The sequence below is a fragment of the Arthrobacter sp. ERGS1:01 genome, from assembly GCF_001281315.1.
Taxonomy (GTDB): domain Bacteria; phylum Actinomycetota; class Actinomycetes; order Actinomycetales; family Micrococcaceae; genus Specibacter.
Genome location: NZ_CP012479.1, coordinates 2,215,180 through 2,238,238, shown reverse-complemented (window position 1 = coordinate 2,238,238; position 23,059 = coordinate 2,215,180). Strand labels below are relative to the sequence as shown.

19 protein-coding genes are annotated in these 23,059 nt (G+C 66.0%); 10 read left to right on the top strand and 9 right to left on the bottom strand.

Features of this window, described 5'->3' with window-relative positions; translation table 11 throughout:
* Window positions 1-311 precede the first annotated feature (311 nt).
* Both hxlB and hxlA read left to right on the top strand, forming a co-directional pair.
* Window positions 312-911 (top strand): 6-phospho-3-hexuloisomerase, encoded by a 600-nt coding sequence (gene hxlB, locus AL755_RS14060; protein ID WP_054009521.1) that lies wholly within the window; start codon window positions 312-314, stop codon window positions 909-911.
* Window positions 912-984: 73 nt separating this feature from the next.
* Window positions 985-1,608: a 3-hexulose-6-phosphate synthase gene (gene hxlA / locus AL755_RS14055; protein ID WP_054009748.1), complete on the top strand. Its 624-nt coding sequence runs from the start codon at window positions 985-987 to the stop codon at window positions 1,606-1,608.
* Between the two features lie 460 nt (window positions 1,609-2,068).
* Here hxlA and tal read toward each other — a convergent pair whose 3' ends face one another.
* From tal to AL755_RS14040, 3 genes are all read right to left on the bottom strand, one after another.
* The gene (tal, locus tag AL755_RS14050; protein WP_054011551.1) at window positions 2,069-3,235 is read right to left on the bottom strand and encodes a transaldolase; all 1,167 of its coding nucleotides are present in this window, start codon (window positions 3,233-3,235) and stop codon (window positions 2,069-2,071) included.
* Between the two features lie 153 nt (window positions 3,236-3,388).
* Window positions 3,389-5,503 carry a transketolase gene (gene tkt, locus AL755_RS14045; protein WP_082369315.1) on the bottom strand — a complete coding sequence of 705 codons (2,115 nt, stop codon included), beginning with the start codon at window positions 5,501-5,503 and terminating at the stop codon, window positions 3,389-3,391.
* 294 nt (window positions 5,504-5,797) lie between these two features.
* Entirely contained in the window at window positions 5,798-6,454 is a 657-nt protein-coding gene (locus AL755_RS14040) for a TetR/AcrR family transcriptional regulator (protein ID WP_054011550.1), read from the bottom strand.
* 197 nt (window positions 6,455-6,651) lie between these two features.
* Here AL755_RS14040 and AL755_RS14035 point away from each other — a divergent pair, with 197 nt between their 5' ends.
* From AL755_RS14035 to AL755_RS14010, 6 genes are all read left to right on the top strand, one after another.
* Entirely contained in the window at window positions 6,652-8,391 is a 1,740-nt protein-coding gene (locus AL755_RS14035; protein ID WP_237762484.1) for an amidohydrolase, read from the top strand.
* Between the two features lie 73 nt (window positions 8,392-8,464).
* Entirely contained in the window at window positions 8,465-9,448 is a 984-nt protein-coding gene (locus tag AL755_RS14030; protein WP_054011548.1) for an ABC transporter substrate-binding protein, read from the top strand.
* 31 nt (window positions 9,449-9,479) lie between these two features.
* Entirely contained in the window at window positions 9,480-10,244 is a 765-nt protein-coding gene (locus tag AL755_RS14025; RefSeq protein ID WP_054011547.1) for an ABC transporter permease, read from the top strand.
* 3 nt (window positions 10,245-10,247) lie between these two features.
* Window positions 10,248-11,021, top strand: coding sequence for an ABC transporter permease (locus AL755_RS14020; RefSeq protein ID WP_054011546.1), 774 nt, complete (start codon window positions 10,248-10,250; stop codon window positions 11,019-11,021).
* 71 nt (window positions 11,022-11,092) lie between these two features.
* On the top strand, window positions 11,093-11,893 hold the full coding sequence (locus AL755_RS14015) for an ABC transporter ATP-binding protein (RefSeq protein WP_054011545.1): 801 nt from the start codon (window positions 11,093-11,095) through the stop codon (window positions 11,891-11,893).
* Complete coding sequence (locus AL755_RS14010; protein WP_054011544.1) at window positions 11,890-13,494, top strand: sulfatase family protein; 1,605 nt, start codon at window positions 11,890-11,892, stop codon at window positions 13,492-13,494. Before AL755_RS14015 ends, AL755_RS14010 begins: the two co-directional genes overlap by 4 nt.
* A gap of 90 nt (window positions 13,495-13,584) precedes the next feature.
* Here the strand turns inward: AL755_RS14010 and AL755_RS14005 are convergent, their stop codons facing one another.
* The 4 genes from AL755_RS14005 to AL755_RS13990 all read right to left on the bottom strand — a co-directional run bounded on the left by AL755_RS14005 (window position 13,585) and on the right by AL755_RS13990 (window position 18,587).
* Window positions 13,585-15,093, bottom strand: a complete 1,509-nt coding sequence (locus AL755_RS14005; RefSeq protein ID WP_054011543.1) for an APC family permease — start codon at window positions 15,091-15,093, stop codon at window positions 13,585-13,587.
* A 204-nt stretch (window positions 15,094-15,297) separates the two neighbouring features.
* Window positions 15,298-16,707, bottom strand: a complete 1,410-nt coding sequence (locus tag AL755_RS14000) for an aldehyde dehydrogenase family protein (RefSeq protein ID WP_054011542.1) — start codon at window positions 16,705-16,707, stop codon at window positions 15,298-15,300.
* A 146-nt stretch (window positions 16,708-16,853) separates the two neighbouring features.
* A complete protein-coding gene (locus AL755_RS13995; RefSeq protein WP_054011541.1) occupies window positions 16,854-17,828 on the bottom strand; it encodes an AraC-like ligand-binding domain-containing protein in 975 nt (324 codons plus the stop codon).
* Window positions 17,829-17,999: 171 nt separating this feature from the next.
* Window positions 18,000-18,587: a TetR/AcrR family transcriptional regulator gene (locus AL755_RS13990; RefSeq protein ID WP_054011540.1), complete on the bottom strand. Its 588-nt coding sequence runs from the start codon at window positions 18,585-18,587 to the stop codon at window positions 18,000-18,002.
* Window positions 18,588-18,729: 142 nt separating this feature from the next.
* Between AL755_RS13990 and AL755_RS13985 the strand changes: the two genes are divergently transcribed.
* A complete protein-coding gene (locus AL755_RS13985) occupies window positions 18,730-20,667 on the top strand; it encodes a primary-amine oxidase (protein WP_054011539.1) in 1,938 nt (645 codons plus the stop codon).
* The gene (locus AL755_RS13980; RefSeq protein ID WP_150117128.1) at window positions 20,648-21,127 is read left to right on the top strand and encodes a hypothetical protein; all 480 of its coding nucleotides are present in this window, start codon (window positions 20,648-20,650) and stop codon (window positions 21,125-21,127) included. The genes AL755_RS13985 and AL755_RS13980 overlap by 20 nt, the downstream gene beginning before the upstream one ends.
* A gap of 57 nt (window positions 21,128-21,184) precedes the next feature.
* Here AL755_RS13980 and AL755_RS13975 read toward each other — a convergent pair whose 3' ends face one another.
* Both AL755_RS13975 and AL755_RS13970 read right to left on the bottom strand, forming a co-directional pair.
* The gene (locus tag AL755_RS13975) at window positions 21,185-21,559 is read right to left on the bottom strand and encodes a hypothetical protein (protein WP_054011537.1); all 375 of its coding nucleotides are present in this window, start codon (window positions 21,557-21,559) and stop codon (window positions 21,185-21,187) included.
* Between the two features lie 140 nt (window positions 21,560-21,699).
* Window positions 21,700-23,049 (bottom strand): ABC transporter ATP-binding protein, encoded by a 1,350-nt coding sequence (locus AL755_RS13970; RefSeq protein WP_082369314.1) that lies wholly within the window; start codon window positions 23,047-23,049, stop codon window positions 21,700-21,702.
* Window positions 23,050-23,059: the final 10 nt, after the last annotated feature.

The window sequence follows — 23,059 nt, the reverse complement described above, 5'->3', positions numbered from 1 at the left end:
TTACGGGACTTTGATCGTTGCTACGAGTGTATGCAAATAAATCCATCATTACAGCAGCTTTCAGCCGGATTGGCCTCCGCGGACGGCTGAACCAAGCGCGGGGAGGGTGGATAACGCCGCAATCCGGGGCTGTGTTTTTCTGGTCAGCCTGTGGGTGTGGTGTGGGTCTCCAATCCTAAAGTGTAGTCAGAACTGTCAGAAAACAGTGTTACTCCTATCCGTTTGTTTCGACAGGATGGTTATCAGTTAGCAGGTATCCATTCGGTTCCCGGTTGTCGGGGGTGGTGGATCGATCAGGAAGGGATGTAGTTGTGAGTTCTGTAGCAGTGGCACCGCGTTCGGTGCATAGTAGCGCTGATGATATTGTCCGTAATCTTTCCCTGGTTCGTGATGAGATCGCGGACACGGCGGCGAAGATCGATGAGCATGAGGTGGCGGGCCTGGCCGGTCATTTGAGCCAGAACGGGCGGGTCTTTATCGCCGGTGCGGGCCGGAGTGGTTTGGTGTTGCGGATGGCCGGGATGCGGTTGATGCATCTGGGGTTGACGGTCCATATTGTCGGGGATACCACGACGCCGGCCATCAGTGCCGGGGACCTTCTTCTGGTGGCGTCGGGGTCCGGGACCACGGCCGGGGTCGTGAAGGCGGCGCAGACCGCGGCGAAGGCCGGGGCCCGGATCGCGGCCTATACGACGAATCCGGTCTCCCCGCTGGCCGAGCTGGCTGATGCGTTGGTGATCATTCCGGCGGCGCAGAAGACCGATCACGGCTCGAACCTTTCCCGCCAGTACTCCGGTTCCTTGTTTGAGCAGGTGTTGTTCCTGGCGACCGAGGCGGTGTTCCAGTCGTTGTGGGACAACACGGACGTGCCGGCCGAGGAGCTTTGGCTCCGCCACGCCAACCTCGAATAACCCCCAGACTTACCCCCTAGTTTTCCACCCTGTTTTTTTACCCATGTAGTTCCCTAGAGAAAGAAGCATGATCATGAAACTCCAAGTAGCGATGGACCTGTTGACGGTCGAAGATGCCCTCGAGTTGGCGAACCAGGTTGCCGAGTACGTGGACATTATTGAATTGGGTACTCCCTTGATCAAGGCTGCCGGGTTGGCTGCGGTGACCGCGGTGAAGAACGCGCACCCGGATAAGATCGTTTTCGCCGATATGAAGACCATGGATGCGGGCGAGTTGGAGGCCGATATCGCGTTCAAGGCCGGCGCCGATCTGATGACGGTGCTGGGTACTGCCGATGATTCCACGATTGCCGGGGCGGTCAAGGCTGCCAAGGCCCATAACAAGGGCGTCGTGGTGGATTTGATTGGTGTGGCCGATAAGGTCACCCGGGCCAAGGAAGTTCGTGCCCTGGGGGCGAAGTTCGTCGAGATGCATGCCGGCCTGGACGAGCAGGCCAAGCCCGGCTTCGATCTGCGCGGGCTGCTGACCGCGGGCGAGGAGGCCCGTGTTCCGTTCTCCGTTGCCGGTGGCGTGAACCTGAGCACCATCGAAGCCGTCCAGCGTGCTGGTGCCGACGTCGCCGTCGCCGGTGGCTTCATCTACAGCGCCCAGGACCCGGCCCTGGCCGCCAAGCAACTCCGCGCCGCCATCATCTAACCCCCACCAAGAGTGGCGCCCCACCCAAAACAACGGGGCGCCACCTCTTTGACAGTAGGACCCCTGACAATGTCAGGGGTCCTACTGTCATTGACACGCGTGGCTCGGTCCGGGATAAGAACCTGGGGGCAGTGCGTGGCGTGTCGGGTAAATCCTGCAAGCTCTCGGCAACACCTCCACTCCACCCGGTGAGCACATGCCCGGTAGCGTCGAGTTATCGGCAGGCGTTCAGTGCCTGGTGTTGAAGCCGCGTCGCGCCGCCGGAGCACATTTCAACCCGAGCACCTTCAACGCGTCACGCACCTCGATGGACCGTGATCAGCCCGGATGATCCCGAGGCGGCACACGCGTTTACCGCCCCGTCCTTGCCATCGGCTGATGGCGTGGGCGAGGCGGTAGCGGCGCTGTTATGTAGTTGTACTAGGGAGTCCTCGGCTTCGTAGCCGATCTTGCTTGTGGTTTAGGTTGCGTTGCGTGCGGTGGTGAGGGCGGTGTTGATGTCGGTGAGGAGTTCTTTCCAGCTGGTGACGAATTTTTGTAGGCCTTCGGTTTCGAGTTGTTCGACGATGGTGTCGTAGGAGATGCCCTGGTCTTCGAGGGCGTCGAGGGTGGTGGCGGCTTGCTGGTAGTGGCTGGTGATGGTGTTGCCGGTGATGGTGGCGTGGTGGTAGGTGGCGTCGAGGGTTTTTTCGGGCATGGTGTTTACGACGCCGGGGGCGGCGAGTTCGGTGACGTAGAGGGTGTCGGGGTAGGCGGGGTCTTTGACGCCGGTGGAGGCCCAGAGGGGGCGTTGGGGGCGGGCGCCGGCGGCGGCGAGAACGGCCCAGCGTTCGGTGCTGAAGAGTTCTTCGTAGAGTTGGTAGGCCAGGCGGGCGTTGGCGAGACCGGCTTGGCCTTTGAGGGCGCGGGCTTCGGTGGTGCCGAGGGTTTCGAGGCGGTGGTCGATTTCGGTGTCGACGCGGGAGACGAAGAAGGAGGCGACGGAGTGGATCGTGGTCAGGTCGTGGCCGTTGTCCTTGGCTAGTTTCAGGCCGGCTTGGAAGGCGTTGATGACGGCGCTGTAGCGTTCCAGGGAGAAGATCAGGGTTACGTTGACACTGATCCCGGCGCCCAGGGTCGCGGTAATCGCGGCCAGGCCTTCCAGGGTGGCCGGGATCTTGATCAGCACGTTGGCTTTGTTGACCTTCTTATAGAGTGCCTTGGCTTCGGTGATGGTGGCTTCGGTGTCCCAGGCCAGGCGTGGGTCGACTTCGATACTGACCCGCCCGTCCACACCGTTAGTGGCCGTGTAGAGCGGGGCGAAGAGATCGCAGGCGTCGGCGACGTCGGCGGTGGTGATCTCAAAGATCGTTTCTTCGACGCTGGCGCCCTGGGCGGCCAGGGCGGTGATCTTTTCCTGGTAGTCGGTGCCGGAGGTGATCGCGGCCTGGAAGATCGAGGGGTTGGTGGTGACCCCGACGACGTTCTTCTCGGTGATGAGGCGTTGGAGGCTGCCGCTGCTGAGCCGGGCCCGGGAGAGATCATCGAGCCAGATCGACACCCCGACCGCAGAAAGCAGCGCAGTCGGAGTCTCGGTTGTGGTCGGGGTTGTGGTGGGGGTTGGGGTGGAGGTGGTGGTGGTGGTCATGGCGGTTTCTTCCTTCAAAAAGGGGAGGGGTGCGTGGAGGGGGTGGGGGTGCGGCCGGCACCCCGGACCACCCACAAAAAAGGTTGGGGGAGTGGTCCGTGGTGCCGGCCGCATGTTGCTGGGTGTTGTTGGGTGCTGTGGTGCGGGGGCGTGTTAGTTGGTGTTTGCTGCGGTGAGGGTGTTTTTTGCGGCGGTGGTGACGGCGTGGGTGGTGATGCCGAATTCCTGGAAGAGGCGCTTGTAGTCCGCGGAGGCGCCGAAGTGTTCCAGGGAGATGGACTGGCCGGTGTCGCCGACGAATTCCTTCCAGCCCAGGGCCAGGCCGGCTTCGACGGAGACCCGGGCTGTGACGGCGGCCGGGAGCACGGACTCCTTGTAGGCGGGGGTCTGCTGGTTGAACCATTCCACGCAGGGCATGGAGATGACCCGGGTCGCGATCCCCTCGCCCTGGAGTGCTTCACGGGCTTCGATGGCGAGTTGGACTTCGGAGCCGGTCGCGATCAGGAGCACCTGCGCCGGGACGGTGACCCCGTCCCTCGACGCTTCGGCTAGCACGTATCCGCCACGGGCGACGCCGGCGGTGGAGGCGAAGGTATCACCGGTGGCCGGGCCGGTGCCGCGGGGGTAGGTGGGGACGTTTTGGCGGGTCAGGATAATCCCGGCCGGGTTCTGGTGGTTGCCCAGGATGGTTCTCCAGGCGGCGGCGACTTCGTTCGCGTCCCCGGGACGGACAACGTCCAGGCCCGGGATCGCGCGCAGGGTCGCGAGTTGTTCCACGGGCTGGTGGGTGGGCCCGTCCTCTCCCAAACCGATCGAGTCATGCGACCAGACATAGATGGAGGGGACCCCCATCAGGGCGGAGAGGCGGATCGCGGGGCGCTGGTAATCGCTGAAGATCAAGAAGGTGCCCGAGAACGCCCGGGTCGGACCCCCCAGGTGGATGCCGTTGACGATGGAAGCGGCGGCGTGTTCCCGGATGCCGAAGTGCAGCACCCGCCCGTACGGGTTGCCCTTCCACGCGTCCGTGGAACGCGAGGCCGGGATGAATGAGGGGGAATTTTCGATGGTGGTGTTGTTGGATTCGGCCAGGTCGCAGGACCCGCCCCAGAGTTCGGGCAGGACGGGGCCGAGTGCGTTGAGGACCTTCCCGGACGCCGCCCGCGTCGAGACATCCGTGCCGGCTTCGAAGACCGGCAGCACCGTATCGAGGTTGGCGGGGAGTTCCTTGGCTTCGATCCGCGCCAACAACGCCGCGTTCTCCGGATTGGCCTCCTGCCAGGCCTGGAACGCGGTGTTCCAGGCGGTGTGGGCGGCGGCACCCCGGGCAGCGACGGCACGGGCATGCGCCACCACCGCCGGGTCAACCTCGAAGGACTGGGCCGGGTCGAAGCCGAGCACGGTCTTCAACGCGGCGACTTCCTCGGCGCCCAGGGCGGAGCCGTGGATTTTGCCGCTGTTCTGCTTCTTCGGGGCCGGGTAGCCGATAATGGTCCGCAGCGAAATGATCGAGGGCCGGGTCGTGTCGGCCTTCGCCGCAACCAGGGCCGCATGAAGGGCCCGGACGTCCTCGACATACTCGCCCGTCTTCGTCCAGTCCACGCGTTGGGTGTGCCAGCCATAGGAGGCGTACCGGGTCAGGACGTCCTCGGTGAAAGCAATATCGGTATCGTCCTCGATGGAGATATGGTTCTCGTCGTAGACCACCACCAGGTTCCCCAATTCCTGGTGCCCGGCCAGGGAGGACGCCTCACTGGTGACGCCTTCTTGGAGGTCACCGTCGGAGGCAATCACCCAGATCGTGTGATCAAACGGACTCGTGCCGGCCGGGGCGTCGGGGTCCATGAGGCCGCGCATGCGCCGCTGGGAATACGCGAACCCGACCGCGGACGCCAGGCCCTGCCCCAACGGGCCCGTCGTGATCTCCACCCCCGGAGTGTGCTTGTACTCCGGATGCCCCGGCGTCAACGACCCCCACGTCCGCAACGCCTGCAAATCCTCCAGTTCCAGGCCGTAACCGGAAAGGAACAGCTGAATGTACAAGGTCAGGGAGGAATGCCCGGGAGAAAGAATGAACCGGTCCCGCCCCGTCCACTCCGGCACGGCCGGATCATGACGAATCACCTGCTGAAAAAGCAGATACGCCGCCGGAGCCAACGACATGGCCGTCCCGGGGTGGCCGTTACCGACCTTCTCCACCGCATCCGCGGCCAACACCCGGGCCGTATCCACCGCCCGCCGATCAAGCTCCGTCCAGGAAAACGGGGCCAACCCCGCACCGGGAACGCAAACAGCAGGAATGGATGGTGAAAGTACCGCAGTCGTTGGATTCACGATTCTAGATCCTCTTCGAGTAAGTCAACAACCCCACAACAGGGTCGACTGGATGATGCCTGGCTACATCCATCGTCTCGAATCAAACAGAGAGGAGGAACACTGATTTCTGACAGTTCCCACTACCCAAAAGAACAGCAACCACCCCAACCACACCCACAACCCAACCACCAACCCCACCCAAACAGGCAGCCAAGCTTCGTCAAAGGGTGGGCAATAGTAGTCCTGTCACTAGCACCAGCCGGACCGCCCGTCGTCGAGCCGGCTACTAGCTCGCGGGGAGTAGCTCAACACCTTAGACAGGCCGAGCGCCAGGAGCCGTACCAGTTCCCGGGACCGGTCGTCGTTGGGGTCGGCCAGGTGCTGCATGCTGATGCCGTCAATGCCGGAGATAAACAGCCGGGTGACCTGCTCAAGGTTGCTCGGAATCTGTTCGCCGGCTGCCGTTGCGGCCTCCGTGAACAGGCCCATGGTCGAGTTGATCCAGCCGTCATACATGGATTGGTTCATCGCCAGCGCCTCGGACTGCTCGGTGTCCCCGACCCGGAAGCGGCGCAACAGGAGTTCAAAGGTGGTCACCTGCTCGTGCGGATTGCCGAGCATCCTGTCCCAGATGCGCAGGGCGTGGGCCTCCATGACATGTGCCAGCCCCGCCGTGGTGGAGGGGACGGGCGCCAGCGCGGTGGCGTAGTCGCGGCTGAGGTAGTTGTAGACCTCCTGGAGGAGCTCATCCTTGTTGCGAAAGCAATAGTGCAGCGACGCCAACGGCGCATTGGCCTCCGCGGCTATGCGCCGCGTCGTTGCGGCGGCAACGCCATGGTCGGCAATGACCCGGGCGGCCGACCGGACAAACTCACTCCGACGGTCATCGGCTGAAATGCGCGCCATGATTCCTCCCCTCTGCAACAGCACACGGACGATCCGTCTACTGCAAGGTCTCTGTGGCGGCGTCCGGGGAGCGCTTGTGGCGTTACCGAACGTCTGCCCTCAGGCTACAGAAATAATTCTACGTCTTGATCTAGTCAAGTGACCAAGTCATCTGACATACTCATACAACGTTAGCTGGATCACAGAGAGGTGATGGCGTGTTGACCCCATCGACAGCAAGCAACCAGGCACCCGACATGGTGTTGTTCGGCGGCTCCGTCCTGAGCGGCGAACTGTCAGACGCGGCGTCCCTCGCAACGGACGGCAACCGTCCCACAGCCCTCGCCGTCACCGGCGGAATCGTCTCGGCAATTGGAGGGGAGGAGCTCCGTGAACTCGCCGGGCCGTCCACCCGCCTCGTGAACCTGAACGACGGCGCAGTGATTCCGGGCATCAACGATGCCCACCTGCATTTGATGGGCACTGCCATGAGCCTCTTTGGCTATGTGAATATTGGGTCCGCCGTCGCCGCCGACTGGGGCCAGGTGGCGAAGATCCTGCGGGAGACCGCGGTGCCCGCCGACGGATGGATCCGCGCCCACGGCTGGGACTCGTCAACCCTGGGACCCGGCGGCACCGAGGCCTTGCTGGACTGCCGCGAGGATGTCCCGGTGGTCGCCTTTGACCAGACCGGACACCAGCTGATCGCCAACCGCGCCGCCTTGGCGTTGGCCGGAATCACCGCGGACACCGCCGACCCCGCCGGCGGTGTCATCGCTCGATTCCCCGACGGCACCCCCACGGGACTGCTCCAGGACGGGGCTGCAACCCTGATGAACAACGCGCTGCCCGATGTTCCCCGGCCCGTACTGCACGCCGCCCTCCTGAAGGCGCAGACGCTGCTGCACTCCCAGGGAATCACCTCCCTGACCGAACCCGGTCTGGGCCCGGGCAGCCCCGGACTGTTCGACGGCTCGGGCACCACGGGTGCGCTTGAACTGCTCGGCGACATGGCCCTGGCCAACGAGCTGAGCCTCCGGGTCGCAGTGCTCATGCTGTTCGCCGGGACCGGCGGGGTCAGCGCCGACGCCGTCGAACGGGGCCTCGCCTCCGGGCTGGGATCAACGTACAAGGACCGGGGGATCGACCCCCGCCGGCTGGCGATCGCCGGCGTGAAAATCTTCTCCGACGGCATTCCGCGCAGCAACACCGCCTGGATGAGGGAGCCCTACGGGGCCGAATGCACCCACGGGCACCTCGTCGTCGCCGGCACCAGCGACGAGGAACGGGTGGCCGAGCTGGGCAGGATCCTGGCCATGATCGACGACGCCGGCCTCCAGGCGGGCATTCATGCCACCGGGGACGCCGCCACCGAAACGGCCATCGAGCTGCTGGGCGGCTTGGGACCCGGCCGGGCACGGGACGCCCGGCACTACATCATCCACGGGGCCTTCAGTTCAAACGCCACCCTGGACACGATGAAGGAGATGGGCATTGGCTACAGCACCAACCCCTCGATCAGGGCCACCGCCGGCGATCTCATGCGCGAGGTCATGGGCGAGGAGCGTTTCGCCCGGCACCAGCCGCTGCGCTCCGCCCTCTCGGCCGGCGTCCAGCTGAACCTCGCCTCCGATTCGCCCGTCACCTCCACCGACTGGCGGCGGACCATTATTGCCGCCGTCCGCCGCAGCACCCCGGCCCGCCCGGGCCTGGCCTCGGACCCGGAACGCATCACCTCCCTTGAGGCGCTGGCGGCCATGACGTCCCTGCCGGCCTGGCAGGACCACGCCGAAACGTACAAGGGAACTTTGCGCCCCGGCATGGTGGCCGACCTTTGCGTGCTGGACGGACCCTGGCCCGACGACGACCGGATCGAGGAACTCCTGGAGCGCCGCGTGGTCCTCACCGCCGTCGGCGGGCGGGTCGTGCACGAACACGCCCCAGCCGCAACACCCTAAGACCTTCTCCCGCAGCAACAACGCAGCACCCCACCCCCACCAACAATTTTTGACCAAACCCTAGGAGCCCCCCATGAAGCTACGAGTACCCATCGCCGTTGCCGGTCTGCTTGCCCTGGCCCTGACCGGGTGCAGTTCGGGATCGGGCGGTTCGGCGTCGGACAGCAACGGCGTCACCACCCTGAAGGTCGGCACGATCGGCCTCAGCTCCGACGCCGCACTTCAGATCGGCATCACCAAAGGCTTTTTCAAGGATGAAAAGCTCAACGTCCAGGTTTCCACCGTGGCAAACCCGCCGGCCGGAATCGCCGCCGCGCAGAGCGGACAACTTGCGCTCACCTATGCACCGTCGATTCCCGTCATCAACGCCATCAGCCAGGGCGTCCCGCTAAAAGTGGTCGCCGGGGCCGACGGCTATGAGCCGTCGTCCGAGCAGCCCAAGGACCTGAGCAAGGTCGATGACACCGGATTGTTCGTGCCCAAGGGCAGCTCGATCACCTCGGCCAAGGACCTCGACGGCAAAACGATCGCCGTTCCGGCCCGCAAGGCGCAGATGGAGGTCACCATCACCCAGGTCATCAAGGACGCCGGCGGCGACCCGTCCACGGTGAAGTGGATGGTGTTGGACTTCGCCTCCGCCGTGCAGGCGTTGAAGACCGGCCGGGTCGACGCCGCCGCACTGGTATCGCCGTTCACCTCGGAGGCAGTCACGGACGGCGCCACGCTGCTGGCCTCGCCCGGTGTCGCCTTCTTCAAGGAAGGTGCCGTGGGCCTGTACGTTGCCGGCCAGTCCACCGTGCAAAGCGAAACCCCGTCGCTTGAAGCCTTCCAGCGGGGAATCTACAAGGCCAACGCCTACTGCGATGCGCACCTGGCCGAGTGCCAGCAGGTCGGCGCGGACCTGACGAAGCAGCCGCTGTCCGTCATCCAGGCAGGCGGCGTCACGTACTGGCCCACCGCGGTTGCCCCCGAGGACCTTTCCCGCGTCAACACCCAGCTGGTCCAGCTCGGCTTCCTTGCCAAGCCCGCCAATCTCGACAACGTCATCCTGAAGTAACTCCGGGACAAGGGATCCGAAGGTAGCAACCATGAAAACCTCTCAAGTCACCAGGGGAGCAATTGGCCTTGCCTGTGCCGCCCTGCTCTGGCAGCTTGTGGCGATGACGCCGTGGGGCGCGGCCATGCCGACGTTCACCGCGACCCTGGCAAAGCTGGCCACCGACGTCTCCGGCAGCGACTTCTGGATGGCCCTGGCGGAGACGGTCGGCGTCGCACTCCTGGGACTCGTGAGCTCCGCCGTCGTCGGCATCCTCGTCGGCATCCTGATCGGCAGCTTCCCGGCATTCCGCTACGCCACGCTGGCCGTGCTGGAATTCCTCAAGCCCGTCCCGCCGATCGTGATCCTGCCGCTGCTGGTTTTGATCCTTGGCCCGACGGCGAAAATGGCGTGGCTGCTCGTCTTCTTCGGCTGCGTGTTGCAGATCGTCATGCAGACGGTCGACGGCGTCCACGACACCGATCCGGTCGCCAAGGACACGGCGCGATCCTACGGCATGGGGCGCATCGAGATCCTGGTCCGGGTGGTGCTGCCCAGCGCCATGCCATTCATTGGGACGGCCATGCGGGTGGCCGCCCCTGTCGCGTTGATTGTGACGGTGGTGGCCGGCCTGCTCGGCGGCGGGCCGGGCCTGGGCAACAGCATCCTGCTGGCCCAGAATGCGGGGGACTACCCCTCCCTCTATGCCCTGGTTTTGGTCCTTGGACTGCTGGGCCTCGTCTTCATCGGCCTTGCCAGGACCGCGGAGCGCAAGCTCCTGCACTGGCATGCCTCCTACCGGGAAGCGGTGGTGTGAACCATGCGTAAGACCCTCTATATCGCCTTGGGTGTTGGCACCCCCGTAATCCTTCTTGGACTGTGGTTTGCCGTCTCGGCCGGCTCCACCAACACCTTCTTCCCGCCACTGTCCACCATCCTTGTCCGGTTCCAGCAGCTGTGGATCTTCGCGCACTTCTCCTCCGACGTGCTGCTGAGCCTGCGCAACCTGCTCATCGGCTACGCCATCGCCGTGGTGGCCGGGATCGGGCTGGGATTCCTGCTGGCCATGATGCCCCGGGTCCGCGGCTACGTTGACCCCGTGATCCACCTGTTCAGGGGCATCCCCGCGGTGGCGTTGATCCCGATCCTGATCTCGCTGGTTGGCTTCGGCATCGAAATGCGGATCGTCAGCATCGCCCTGGCCGCGGTGTTCCCCACCTTGATCGCCACGGTGGACGGCCTGCGCGGCGTGGACTCCACGCTGAAGGATGTCAGCAGTGTCTACCGGCTCACGGTTTCGGAACGGCTGACCCGGGTGTACCTGCCCGCGGCTGGCCCGCAGATTGCCTCCGGCATGCAGGTGAGCCTCCAAACGGCCTTCGTCGTCATGATCGCCAGCGAGATGCTGGGCCCGTCCGACGGCATCGGGGCCATGACCCTGCTGGCACAGCAGAGCTTCATGATTGCCGACATGTGGTCCGGCATCCTGTTGCTGGGCGTCATCGGCTTCGCCGCCAACATGATCTTTGAACTGGGCCGGCGGCGCGTGCTCGCCTGGTACATCGGATCACGCAAGATGGCCAGGGCCGCCTGATGCCGATCCGGACCACAGCCGCCCTCCGCGGCGCCACACCATCGACCACCCCCGAGCGAGCGAGACGTGCCATGACTAACGAAGCAACCCGACAGCAGCGCGAACATCCGCGCCTGGACGTGAAGGCCCTGGCCAAGTCCTACGGCACCGGCGCCAAGGCCAAGGTCATCATCGAGGACCTGACCTTCACCGTGGAAACCGGTGAGGTGGTGTGCATCGTGGGCCCCTCCGGCGTTGGCAAGACCACGCTGCTCAAATGCCTGGCCGGCCTCCAATCGGCCACCAGCGGAAGCGCCGCCATCGACGGCCGCGTGATCGACGGCCCGCCGCCGGAAATGGCCCTGGTGTTCCAGGACTACAACCGGTCCCTGATGCCGTGGCTGACGGTCCGCAAGAACCTGGTGCTGCCGCTGCGCCACCTGAAGCTGCCGGCCGCCGAGGTGCGAGCCCGCTGCGACAGCGCCCTGGAGGCCGTGGGGCTGACCCATGCCGAACAGCAATATCCCTGGCAGCTTTCCGGCGGCATGCAGCAGCGTGTGGCCATTGCCCGGGCCCTGGCCTACCGCCCCGAGATCCTTGTCATGGACGAACCCTTCGCCTCCGTCGACGCGCAGACCCGCTTCGACCTGGAGGACCTGTGCCTGAAGATCCGCAAGGACTTCAACATGACCATCCTGGTGGTCACGCACGACATCGACGAGGCCGTCTACCTCTCCGACAGGGTGGTGGTGCTGGGATCCAAGCCGGCCCGCGTGCTCAAGACCATCGACATCGACCTGCCCTCGCCCCGGGACCAGATCACCACCCGCTCGCTGCCGCAGTTCGCCCAGCAGCGCACGGACGTGCTGTCCCTGATCAAGCGGCCCGCATGAGCGCCCCGCAGGCGGAAGGCCGGCGGCCCAACGTCATCGTGGTCGTGGCCGACCAGCTCCGGGCCGACCACCTCGGCTTTGCCGGAAACCCCGTGGTCAAGACACCCAACCTTGACCGCCTGGCGGGCGCCGGTGTTGTCTTTTCCGAGGCCACCGTCGCCAACCCGACCTGCTCACCCAACCGGGCGAGCCTGTTGACGGGCCGCTGGCCCTCGGCCCACGGCACCCGGTGCAACGGCATCACGATGGACCCGAACGCCAGCACCATGGTGCGAAGCATGGCGCGCGACGGCTACCGCACGGCCGCCGTGGGCAAGCTGCACCACCAAAACATGGGCTGGCCGTTCGAGGACGAGCAGCGGACGGAAATCCAGGCCACGGACCCGCTGCTGCTCAGCGAGGTCCACCGGGACGCCGTCGAATTCGACCGGGAGCCCGGTTGGGACCGCTGGGAAAACCGGGCCGACCACGAGGCCGCGTTCATCCGCATGCCCAAGGACTACTACGGGTACCAGGATGTTGACCTGGTGATCGGCCACGGCGACAACCCCGGCGGCCACTACCTGCATTGGGCGCTCGAGCATGGCCTGGATCCGCGGACCGTGGGCGGTGCGGCCAATGCGGCGGCCGCATACCCGGGCTGGAGCCAGGTGTATGAAACCGCCGTTCCGGCCGAGCTCCACCCCAGTGCATACATCGCCGGGAAGGCCGTGGAACGCATCGGGGCGCTGGCCGGCACGAACGATCCGTTCTTCCTGTTTGTCTCCTTTCCCGACCCGCACCACCCGTTTTCCCCGCCGGCGGGGTACTCGGACCTGTACCGTCCCGAGGACATTCCGCTGCCGGTGGGATTCAACCAGGACCACGGCGCCTCGCCGGAGCACATCCGCGCACTCGCCGACCATCGGGGTGAGCCCGGCCAGGATTCAACCATGACGTGGGCCGTGACCGAGGACCAGTACCGGCATGCGGCCGCAGCCCAATACGGGCTGATCACCTTGCTCGACGAGCAGATTGGCCGGATCCTCGCTGCCGTGCGGGACCACGGGATCGAGGACGACACGATAATTGTGTTCACGAGTGACCACGGGGACCTGCTGGGCGATCACGGCCTGATGCTCAAGCACTTCACCCACTACCGGGCCCTGACCAATGTGCCCCTGGTCATCAAGGCGCCGGGCGTTGTACCGTCAAGCAGCAATGCCCTAGCCAGCACCGCCGACCTGGCCCCTACATTGCTGGAGCTCAGCGGCACCCAACCCTTCCGCGGCATCCAGGGGAAGTCCCTGGCGCCGATCCTGAAAGGGGAGGCGCGGACGGTCAGGGACGCCCTGATCATCGAGGAGGACCAGCCGTTCGGGCTGCCCGGCCTGCCGGGACCGGTGCGGATGCGGACCATTCTGACGCCCCGGGCCCGCCTGACCCGGTACTTCGGGACCCGCATAGTGGAACTTTTCGACCACACCAGCGATCCGGATGAAATGCACAATGTTGCCGCCGATCCGGCCCATGACGGGCTCCTGCGGGAACTCACGGAATTGATGCTCGAGGAGACCATGGCCATGACGGTCATGGGAACCCGGCTGACGGCGTCGGCCTGAGCAATGCCGGCGCCGGCGGCCCACCATGCGCCAGGGGCGCCCGGCATCAACCGGGCGCCCCTGGCGGGAACGGGTCACGAGCGAATGGGCCTAGGGTTCCTGGTTGGGGTCCGGGGCGCCGCCAAAGCCGATGCCCCGGTAAATGTCCGGGCGGTCCCTCTTCAACCGCAGCCCCCACAGCAGCCCGGCAACCCCCGGGACCACCACCAGCGCCGGCAGGATCCAGGAAAGCGGGGAAAATCCCTCGGAGCCGATCAGCACATTGAAATTAACCACGATCAGCACAAAAACGGTGCCAAGGGTGAGCGTGGCCAGGGCCGGGGCAATGACCCTGGTCCACAGGGAGTATCCGCTCCCATGCTTGCGGAAGTAGCCGATCACGGCAATCGAAATGAGCACCAGCAGGAGCACCAGGCCGAACGCGGCGGTATTCGTCAGCCAGGTGAAGAACGTCAGCACCGGGTAGAGCTCGCCGAGTGCGGAGCCGATCCCGGCAAGAGCGAACACGGCCAGCATGACGAGGGCCAGTACGGACTGCGTGAGGGAACCGGCCACCGGGGCGTGCCGGGCATTGACCCGGGCAAATCCGCGCGGCAGCACGCTTTCGCGACCCAGCGAGAAAACATACCGGGCCACGGCGTTGTGGAAGGCGATCAACGCGGCCAGCAGGCTCGTGATGAACAGGACCTGGGCGATGTCGGAAACAATTACCGCGCCGTGTCCGGAGAGGAAGACGAACAGCAGGTCGGGGCCGAACTTTTGGGCCTCGCCAATGATCTGGCCCGGGCCCGTGCCGATGGTCATGGCCCAGCCGGAGAACGCGTAAAAGAGCGAGATGACGCCGACGGCGATGTAGGTGGCCCGCGCAATGGACCGGGTGGGGTCCTTGGCCTCTTCACTGTAGATCGCCGCGGACTCAAAGCCCATGAACGCCGCCATGCTGAAGGCCAGTGCCGCGCCAACGCCGGCCGTGAACAGGTTCGACGGCGCCAGTCCGGCTCCGCTGACCCCTTCCGGGCTGACGGCGAAGGAGACGATGTCGAAGATGATGACGGCAACGAACTCCAGTCCCACCAGGACGCCGATGATCTTGGCGGACAGGTCCACCTTGTTGATGCCGAGCCAGCCAACGATGACGAAGCCCACCAGGGCCGTCACCCACCATGGCAGGTTCAGCCCGAACTTGCCGTTGATGAAGGAGGAAGCCGCGAATCCGAAGAGGCCGTAGATGCCGATCTGCATTGCGTTGTAGGAGATCAGGGCGACCCAGGCGGCCCCCACCCCCGTGGCGCGCCCCAGGCCCTGGGCGATGTAGGCATAGAACGCTCCGGCATTGCGGATGTGCGCGCTCATGGCCGCGTAGCCCACGGCGAACAGGACCAGGCAGACCCCCAGGACAATGAAGGACAGGGGGATGCCGACGTTTCCGGTGACGGCGAAGTTGCTGGGAATTCCGCCGGCAACCACCGTCAGGGGAGCGGAGGCGGCGATGATCATGAAGACAAGGGCGGGTACGCCAAGCGTGCGTTTGCTCAAGCCATTGCTGGTCCCGTCGCCGGCAATCGTGCCGGTGGTCGGGAGGGTCGTTTCGGATGACATGAAAACCTCCAGTGGGAGAATAAAGATGACTTGAGTGTGGCAGCCATCACAATCGATGTCTTGTTGTTTACGGCACCGCGGTTGACTTCCAGCGCAGGACTTCCGCATGGTGCAGGGTCCTTGATGGCGCCTGAAACGCAGGAGCAATGGCAAGAGGGCCGCCGTCACGGAAGGTGACGACGGCCCCAGCGGTCCGAAGGTGCTCTAGCCGTTGATCACCTGGGGGACACCCAGTGACTTGAGGCCCTCGACGCCAAATTCGAGGCCGTAGCCGGATTGCTTTGCCCCGCCGAACGGGATGCGCGGGTCAATGGCGCCGTGCTTGTTGATCCAGACCGTGCCGGACTGCAGGCGCGCCGCCACGCTGCGGGCGGCTTCCAGGTCGGAGGACCAGACGGAGGCCCCGAGGCCGACGTCGAGTGCGTTGGCCATGGCGACGGCGTCGTCAACGGAGCTGTAGCGGATGATCGGCAGGGCCGGGCCAAACTGCTCCTCCGCCACGAGCGGGTTGTCATTGTCGATGTCCGCCACCAGGGTGGTCGGGTAAAAGTAGCCGGGCTGGCCCTCCTGGGGGTTCCCTCCCAACAACACCCTGGCGCCGGAGTCCTTGGCGGCCTCCACGAGCCGGGCCACGATGTCGTATTGGGCCTTGTTCTGCAGAGGGCCCAGCACGTTGGCCTCATCCAACCCCACGCCCATGGGAACGGCGGCCGCGACCGCCGTCAGCGCCTCGCACACCTCGGTATAGATGTCCTCGTGCACGTAGAGGCGCTTGAGGGCGGCACAGGTCTGGCCGGTGTTGATGAAGGCGCCCCAGAACAGGTCCTCGGCGATGGCCCGGGGATCGGCGTCGGGGAGCACGATCCCGGCATCGTTGCCGCCCAGTTCAAGGGTCAGCCGCTTCACGGTGCCGGCCGAGGACTTGATGATGGCCTTGCCCGTCGCGGTGGATCCGGTGAACATGATCTTGCCGATCGCGGGGTGCTCAGACAACCGGGCGCCCACCTCGCGGCCGCCGCAAATCACGGAAAGCAGCCCTTCCGGAAGTTCCGCGTTGATCACGTTGACGAGCGCCAGCACGCTCAGCGGCGTGTATTCGGACGGCTTGACGACCACGGCGTTGCCCATGCGCAGCGCCGGTGCGATCTGCCAGACGGTGATCATCATGGGCCAGTTCCAGGGCCCGATGGCGCCGACGACGCCGATGGGCCGGTAGTAGATTTGGGCGTGAGTTGCGCCGTCGTCGACCACCGTTTCCGGCGCCAGCTCGGTGGTGGCGGTGGCGCGCAGCCAGGCGGCGCAGGCGCCCACCTCAAAGCGGGCATTGGGGCCGTTGAGCGGTTTGCCCTGCTCGCGGGAGAGCAGGCGGGCAAGTTCCTCGGCGTTGCGTTCCACGGCGTCGGCCGCCTTGAGCAGGGCGGCGCTGCGTCCCTCGTGGCCCAGTGCGGCCCAGGCGGGTTGGGCTGCGACGGCGGCCGCGACGGCGCGTTCCAGGTCCTCGACGTCGTGCACCGGTGCGTCGCCGACGGCTTCCCCGGTGGCCGGGTCAAGCAGGGTGCGGGTCTTGCCGGAGGACGGCGCAATCGCGGTGAGGAGGTCGGCGTACGTTTCCATGAAAACTCCACTTCGAGTCGGTAGGTGCAAGGCCGGGGCGGCGCTGCCCGTTGCATCAAGTCTGCCGGGGTGCCGACGCGGCGTCTTGTCGATCCGCGAAGGCAAGTTGTCGCGTGGCGAACAACCTCGGCAGCCGGGCGCGGGGCTTAGTGGTGGCCGCCGCCGGTGCGGCGGTAGGAGCTGGGAGGTTCGCCGAACGCGGAGCGGAAGATCCGGCTGAAATGCGCGGCGTCCACGAACCCCCAGCGGGCAGCGATGGTGCTGACGGAGCGGTGCGCCAGCAGCGGGTCACGCAGCTCGCGCCGGCAGTTCTCCAGCCTCCTGGTGCGGATCCAGCTGGCCACGGTGGTGCCGGCCTCCTGGAACACGTTGTGCAGGTGCCGGGTGGAGATGAAGTGCGCCGCGGCAACGGCGGCCGGGGAAAGGTCCGGGTCGGCTAGGTTTGCCTCGATGTAGCGGCGAATGTTGGCGAAAAGCTCGCCGTGGTGGTGCTCGGCGTCGTCGCCGGGGCCGTCCAACTCGGCGGCAAACAAGGTACTCAGCAGGTCGATCGTATTGTGGGCCAGCCGGTGGCCGCTGGGTCCCGAAAGGACATCGAGATTCTCGGCCAGCCGGGTCATGAAGGGGTTGATCATCTGCCCAAGACCCTGATCCGCCGCCATCCGCCGGGCCGTCAGCCGGCCGACCGCCCCGACGGGCAGGTCCAGGGCGTCGTGCGGGAACATCAGCACCAGCATGCGGAAATCCGAGTCAAAGGCCAATGTGTAGGGGCGGTGGGTGTCGTAGACTGCCAAGTCCCCGGGGTGCAGCACGGCCTCGCGCTGGTCCTGCACCAGCATGCCGCTGCCGGCCAGCTGCAGATTGAGCTTGAAGTAGGGGCGGTGTGAACTTTCGATGAGCGCGGGGGTGCGGTGCACGCTGTGCCCCGAGGCGGTTACCTCGACGACGGACAACTCATCGAGGAGGCGGGAGCGGAGCTGGCCGTGGAATTGCCCGGAATTGCGGGTGCGCACATGCAGCGGAACGAAGGACTCCGAGATGACCTCACGCCACGCGGGAAAAGTATGGGCGACGGCGGTGCGGATCGCGGCGTCGGTTCCGGGTGCGGCGGTGACGGACATTGCTAATCCTTTGGGTGGTGCATGGCCCGGCGGGCGGAGTGTGACGGGCGACACTTTTGACCACTCTAGCCGTTCGGTTGGCAGCTGTCACGTTTTTTCGACGACCGGCGAATATAAAGAAGTGCCTGTTTCGGATCGGAGCCGTCCCCGCCGGCCTCAATCGCCGGTCGGTTACTTCAGCAGCTCCAGGTAGGCGTCCAGCTGGTCGGTCAATTGCTTGGGTAGGTGTTCATCGGGCGACATCGCAGCGATGATCTGGGCGCCCAGCAGCATGCTCATCAGCTGGTTGACGATGTCCTCGTCGCGTATGGCGGCCGAAACTTCGCCGCGGTCCCGCGCAGCGCGCAGGTGTTGGTCCAGGGTGGCCCGCCATTCGTCCATGGACTGCTCGTGCAACTGGGCCTTGGCGGGGTCGGTCAGGGCTTTTTGCCAAAACGGAATGACGATCCGTGCCTCGTTGATGCGGTCCTCGTCGAGGGGGAGCACCTCCTGGCAAAACGCCCGCAACGCGTCCAGGCCCACCAGGCCGGACGCCCGCTCGGCAATGCGCTCGTTGGTCCTGTTGAACACGTGCCCGAACGCAAAGGTGATCAGGTCGTCCTTGGTGGGGAAGTAGGGCTTGAGCGCCCCGTTGGCAAAGCCGGCCTCGGTGGCGATTTCCCGCATGGTGGCGCCTTCGATGCCATGCCGGGCAATGATGCGCCAGGTGGCGTCCACGAGCTCCAGGCGGCGCAACTCGTGATTGACAATCTTTGGCACTAGGACTCCCCCGACGGGCCGGTGTGGCGAACAATTATGGGCAAGGCCCTTGTGATGCATCTTACGTGTGAGTATTCTCTACAACCATAGAATAAAAAATGTGCGGCCGGTCACCGGCCGCCAAACTACTGGAAGGGCGCCCATGACTGCCGCCACCGACCTCACACCCCATTCGCTGGCCACGGCCGCAGAGATCACCGCGGTCCGGGACATCCTGCAGGCCGCCGGACTGCTGGGGGAGCAGGCACGCATCGCCTACCTCGGCCTGCTCGACCCGCCGAGGGGCGCCGCCCGGAACTCGGTTGACCGCCGCTTCCGAGCCTTCCTGCACGACGTTTCCGGTGCCGCGCCCCGCGACGTGGTGGTCTCGGTGACCCGGGGCGTGGTGGAATCCGCCGTCCAGCTGAATACCGCCGAAACCGGGGAACTTCCCGTCCTGGAGGAGGAATTCGAGGTGGTGGAGGAAATCCTGTCCACCCATCCCGAATGGCTTGCGGCCCTCGCAGCGCGGAACCTGGACGTCGCCAAGGTGCGGGTTGCCCCGTTGTCCGCCGGCGTCTTCGAATACCCGGAGGAATCCGGCAGGCGGATCCTGCGCGGGCTCGCATTTGTGCAGGACTTCCCGGAAGACAGCCCCTGGGCCCATCCGGTGGACGGACTCGTGGCCTACGTCGACGTCGTCAGCAAGACCGTCGACACCGTCATCGACTTCGGCGCTGTCCCGATTCCGGCCGAACACGGCAACTACACGGACCCGGAACTGACGGGCCCGCTGCGGGAAACCCAAAAGCCCATCAGCATCACCCAGCCGGAAGGGCCCAGCTTTGCCGTGACGGCCGGCAACCACGTCGAATGGGAGAAGTGGAGCCTGGACATCGGCTTCGACGCCCGCGAAGGGATCGTCCTGCGCAACATTGCGTTCGACGACGCCGGCCGCCGGCGCCCCATTATCAACCGGGCCTCGATCGCCGAAATGGTGGTCCCGTACGGTGACCCGTCCCCGGTGCGGTCCTGGCAAAACTACTTCGATACCGGCGAATACCTGGTGGGCCAATATGCGAACTCGCTGGAGCTCGGCTGCGACTGCCTCGGCGAGATCACCTACCTGAGCCCTGTCATCAGCGACGCCTTTGGCAATCCGCGCGAGATCCGCAACGGCATCTGCATGCACGAGGAGGACTGGTCCATCCTGGCCAAGCACTCCGATCTGTGGACGGGCATCGACTACACACGCCGCAACCGCCGCCTGGTGATCTCCTTCTTCACCACGATTGGCAATTACGACTACGGCTTCTACTGGTACCTCTACCTGGACGGCACGATCGAATTCGAGGCCAAGGCGACCGGCGTCGTCTTCACCAGCGCACACCCCGGAAAGGGCTACCCCTTCGCGTCCGAGCTGGCGCCCGGGCTCGGTGCGCCCTACCACCAGCACCTGTTCGGCGCCCGCCTGGACATGGCGGTGGATGGATTCGCCAACCGGGTCGAGGAGGAGGACGTGGTGCGGGTTCCCATGGGCCCCGGCAACGAGCGCGGCAACGCCTTCACCCGCCGGCGTACGGTTCTGGCCACCGAGCAGGAGGCCGTCCGTGAGGCCGACATGCGCAGCGGCCGGACCTGGGTGATCTCCAACCCCGAGTCGCTGAACCGATTGGGCGAACCGGTGGCGTACAAGCTCCACCCCCAAGGCCAGCCCATGCTGTTGGCCGATCCGGCGTCGTCCGTGGCCCGGCGGGCGGCCTTCGCCACGAAGGACCTGTGGGTGACCCGGTTCGCCGAGGACGAGCGCTACCCCACGGGCGACTTCGTCAACCAAAACAGCGGCGTGGCCGGACTGCCGGCCTTCATCGCCGGAGACCGCGCCATCGACGGCGAGGACATCGTCGTGTGGCACACCTTCGGCCTGACCCACTTCCCCCGCATGGAGGACTGGCCCATCATGCCCGTGGACACCGTCGGGTTCAAGCTGCGCCCCGAGGGATTCTTTGACCGCAGCCCGGTGCTGGACGTACCCGCCGGCATCAAGGCCGGAGCGGGCCATCACGACGGGGCGCCCGGTGATGACCACTGCCAGTGCTGAGGTGACGGGCGCCCGGACGCCGGGGACGATCGGCGGGACGGTCCGCGTCAGGGCGTGTGCCACAGTCGCGGCCGCCTCCGTCGTCGCACACCTGTGGATGGCGTGGGCGCACCGGTCGATGCCGTGGGAAAGCGCGTTGATGGTCCTCATGGCTGCGGCGTGCCTCCCGTGCGCCGTTGCCGTGTGGCGGCGCGGCCACGACCGGGCCGTGCAACTGCTCTTTGCCATGGCCCTGGTAATGGTCGCCGTGCACACCACACTGCTGCTGGCACCGGGCGCCATGGCAGGGCAGCAGCACGGCGGCATGGGATCGATGGGGATGGACTCGATGGGGATGGCGGCGAACGCGCCGGCCTCCCACACGGGAGCCATGCTGGGCGTGATCGCTTTGGAACTTGTGGTTGCCGCACTGGCCGCCTGGGCCATGCGTAGCGCACGGTCTTGTCCGCGCAGCGCCTGATCCGGCAGAGGCTGAACCCTCAGCGCCTGACTCGTCGGTGCGTGACCCGGCGGCCTTCTAGATCCGTCGCGGACCGAGCCAGCCGCCAATCACCATGGCGGCCAACGGGAGCAGCGGGGCCCTCAGCACGATGCTGACGGCCGTGGCGGCAACGAGGAATGCCGCGGTGGCTGCCCAGATCACGAACTTCCTGTGGCGCCTGTACCAGCTGGGTCGGGCTGGGGACGGCGGCGGCACCGTTGCCCCGTGCGCGGTGCAGGGTTGTGCCGGGATCAGTTCCACCAGGGCCGGAGGAACGTGGGTGATCGCGGAGATTTCCGCGGGCGCCCAGCCGTGGGCCTTCATGTGCGGGATCGCCAGGGTGCGCATGCCGGGGGCGTGGTCGGATCGGCCCGGCCCGGCGGGTCCCTGCTGTGGCGTATTCAGAGTCATCGCACCTCCCCGGCTCATCCCTTGGGCGTGGTGGTGCCCGGAACCGGATCTCTCACATTTTACTCCGGTTCCGGGCCGTGGGACCTGTTTGGTCCCGCGTTGAAAGGCCGCCATTCCGGCGAGTGGCGGCCGAAGCCGGGCTAGCGGGCCGCCGGTTGCTCGGGCTGCCCGGCCATGGCGGCGTCCGGGTGGGTGGGCAGCAGCAGGCGCTCGGAATCGGCGTCGTACTCGTACAGTTCGGCATAGCGGCCCCAGTCGATGGCGGTGTCCAGCTGCGCCCGGGCGTCGTCGTCGCTGTAGCCGCGGCGCAGCTCGGCGAGCACGGTCTCGGACCGCAGGGCGCCGTCGTCGCTGTGCCGAAGCTGGCGGACAATGCTGCGCACCAGCGGCGCCTGCTCCACGGCCAGCGTGGCAAACTGCTCCTTGGCGCGCAGCACATCCGCGGCCGCATAACGGCGCCCCTGTTCACTCAAGCGGAGCCGGCCGTCCTGCGGGTAGGCAAGCTTGAGCAGTTGCGCGGCGTCAACCAAAGGCAGCAGGTCATCGAGTTCGTAGCGGAGCTGGTCGGCGATCTCGGCCAGGCCCTCGTTGCCGCCGCCGGCGTTGAGGAGCTCCAACAAGCCGCCGAGCTCGCCCGTGCTGGCCTTGGGCAGGGGCGCCTGAATCTCCGTGGGCTCGGCGCCGAAGGGCGTGGCCGGGGTGGTGGTGCGGGCGGCGGACGCCTGGCCGGTCAGGATCCCGTAGACCTGGTCCACCAAGGCCTCGAAGGCGGGGCTGCGGCGGTCGCGGGGATGGGCCAGCTCGATCGACAGCTCGGCCTTGATGCGGCCCGGGTTTGAATCCAGCACCAGCACCCGGTCCGCCAATTGGATGGCCTCCTCGATGTTGTGGGTGACGATCAGGGCGCTGCGCGTGGGGAAGGTGCCGTCATTCCACAGCCGGATCAGCTCACCACGCAGGTTCTCGCTGGTGAGCACGTCCAGGGCGGAGAACGGCTCGTCCATGAGCAGCAGGTCCGGCTCCACCACCAGTGCCCGGGCGAAGCCCACCCGTTGGCGCATGCCGCCGGAGAGCTCCTTGGGGTAGGCGGTTTCAAAGCCGTCCAGGCCGATCATGTCGATGGCGCGCAGGGCCCGTTCGCGGCGCTCGGCCGACGGTACGCCGCGCGCCTGCAGGCCGAGCTCCACGTTTTCCTGGACGGTGAGCCAGGGCAGGAGCGCGAAGGACTGGAAGACCATGGCGACGCCGGGGTTGGCGCCGTTGAGGATCTCGCCCTTGTAGGAGACGGTTCCGGACGTGGGGGAGGCGAGGCCGGCGATGCAGCGCAGCAGGGTGCTCTTGCCCGAGCCGCTGCGTCCCAGCAGAGCCACGATTTCGCCTTCGTTGACGCGCAGGCTGACGTCGTCGAGCACTGTGAGGTGGCCGCCGTCGGTGGCGAAGTCCATGCCGACGTTGCTGACGTTGATAAGGGTTTTGGGGGTGGTGTTCATGGGTTCCTCC

What these genes read in the sequence shown, in the direction of transcription:
- AL755_RS14020 (WP_054011546.1), top strand. Translation starts at nt 10,248, where the DNA reads ATGCGTAAGACCCTCTATATCGCCTTGGGTGTTGGCACCCCCGTAATC.
- AL755_RS14025 (WP_054011547.1), top strand. Translation starts at nt 9,480, where the DNA reads ATGAAAACCTCTCAAGTCACCAGGGGAGCAATTGGCCTTGCCTGTGCC.
- tal (WP_054011551.1), bottom strand. Translation starts at nt 3,235, where the DNA reads ATGACCACCACCACCACCTCCACCCCAACCCCCACCACAACCCCGACC.
- AL755_RS13995 (WP_054011541.1), bottom strand. Translation starts at nt 17,828, where the DNA reads ATGTCCGTCACCGCCGCACCCGGAACCGACGCCGCGATCCGCACCGCC.
- AL755_RS14010 (WP_054011544.1), top strand. Translation starts at nt 11,890, where the DNA reads ATGAGCGCCCCGCAGGCGGAAGGCCGGCGGCCCAACGTCATCGTGGTC.
- AL755_RS13975 (WP_054011537.1), bottom strand. Translation starts at nt 21,559, where the DNA reads ATGACTCTGAATACGCCACAGCAGGGACCCGCCGGGCCGGGCCGATCC.
- AL755_RS13970 (WP_082369314.1), bottom strand. Translation starts at nt 23,049, where the DNA reads ATGAACACCACCCCCAAAACCCTTATCAACGTCAGCAACGTCGGCATG.
- AL755_RS14040 (WP_054011550.1), bottom strand. Translation starts at nt 6,454, where the DNA reads ATGGCGCGCATTTCAGCCGATGACCGTCGGAGTGAGTTTGTCCGGTCG.
- AL755_RS13980 (WP_150117128.1), top strand. Translation starts at nt 20,648, where the DNA reads ATGACCACTGCCAGTGCTGAGGTGACGGGCGCCCGGACGCCGGGGACG.
- AL755_RS14015 (WP_054011545.1), top strand. Translation starts at nt 11,093, where the DNA reads ATGACTAACGAAGCAACCCGACAGCAGCGCGAACATCCGCGCCTGGAC.
- AL755_RS14000 (WP_054011542.1), bottom strand. Translation starts at nt 16,707, where the DNA reads ATGGAAACGTACGCCGACCTCCTCACCGCGATTGCGCCGTCCTCCGGC.
- AL755_RS14005 (WP_054011543.1), bottom strand. Translation starts at nt 15,093, where the DNA reads ATGTCATCCGAAACGACCCTCCCGACCACCGGCACGATTGCCGGCGAC.
- AL755_RS14030 (WP_054011548.1), top strand. Translation starts at nt 8,465, where the DNA reads ATGAAGCTACGAGTACCCATCGCCGTTGCCGGTCTGCTTGCCCTGGCC.
- AL755_RS13985 (WP_054011539.1), top strand. Translation starts at nt 18,730, where the DNA reads ATGACTGCCGCCACCGACCTCACACCCCATTCGCTGGCCACGGCCGCA.
- hxlA (WP_054009748.1), top strand. Translation starts at nt 985, where the DNA reads ATGAAACTCCAAGTAGCGATGGACCTGTTGACGGTCGAAGATGCCCTC.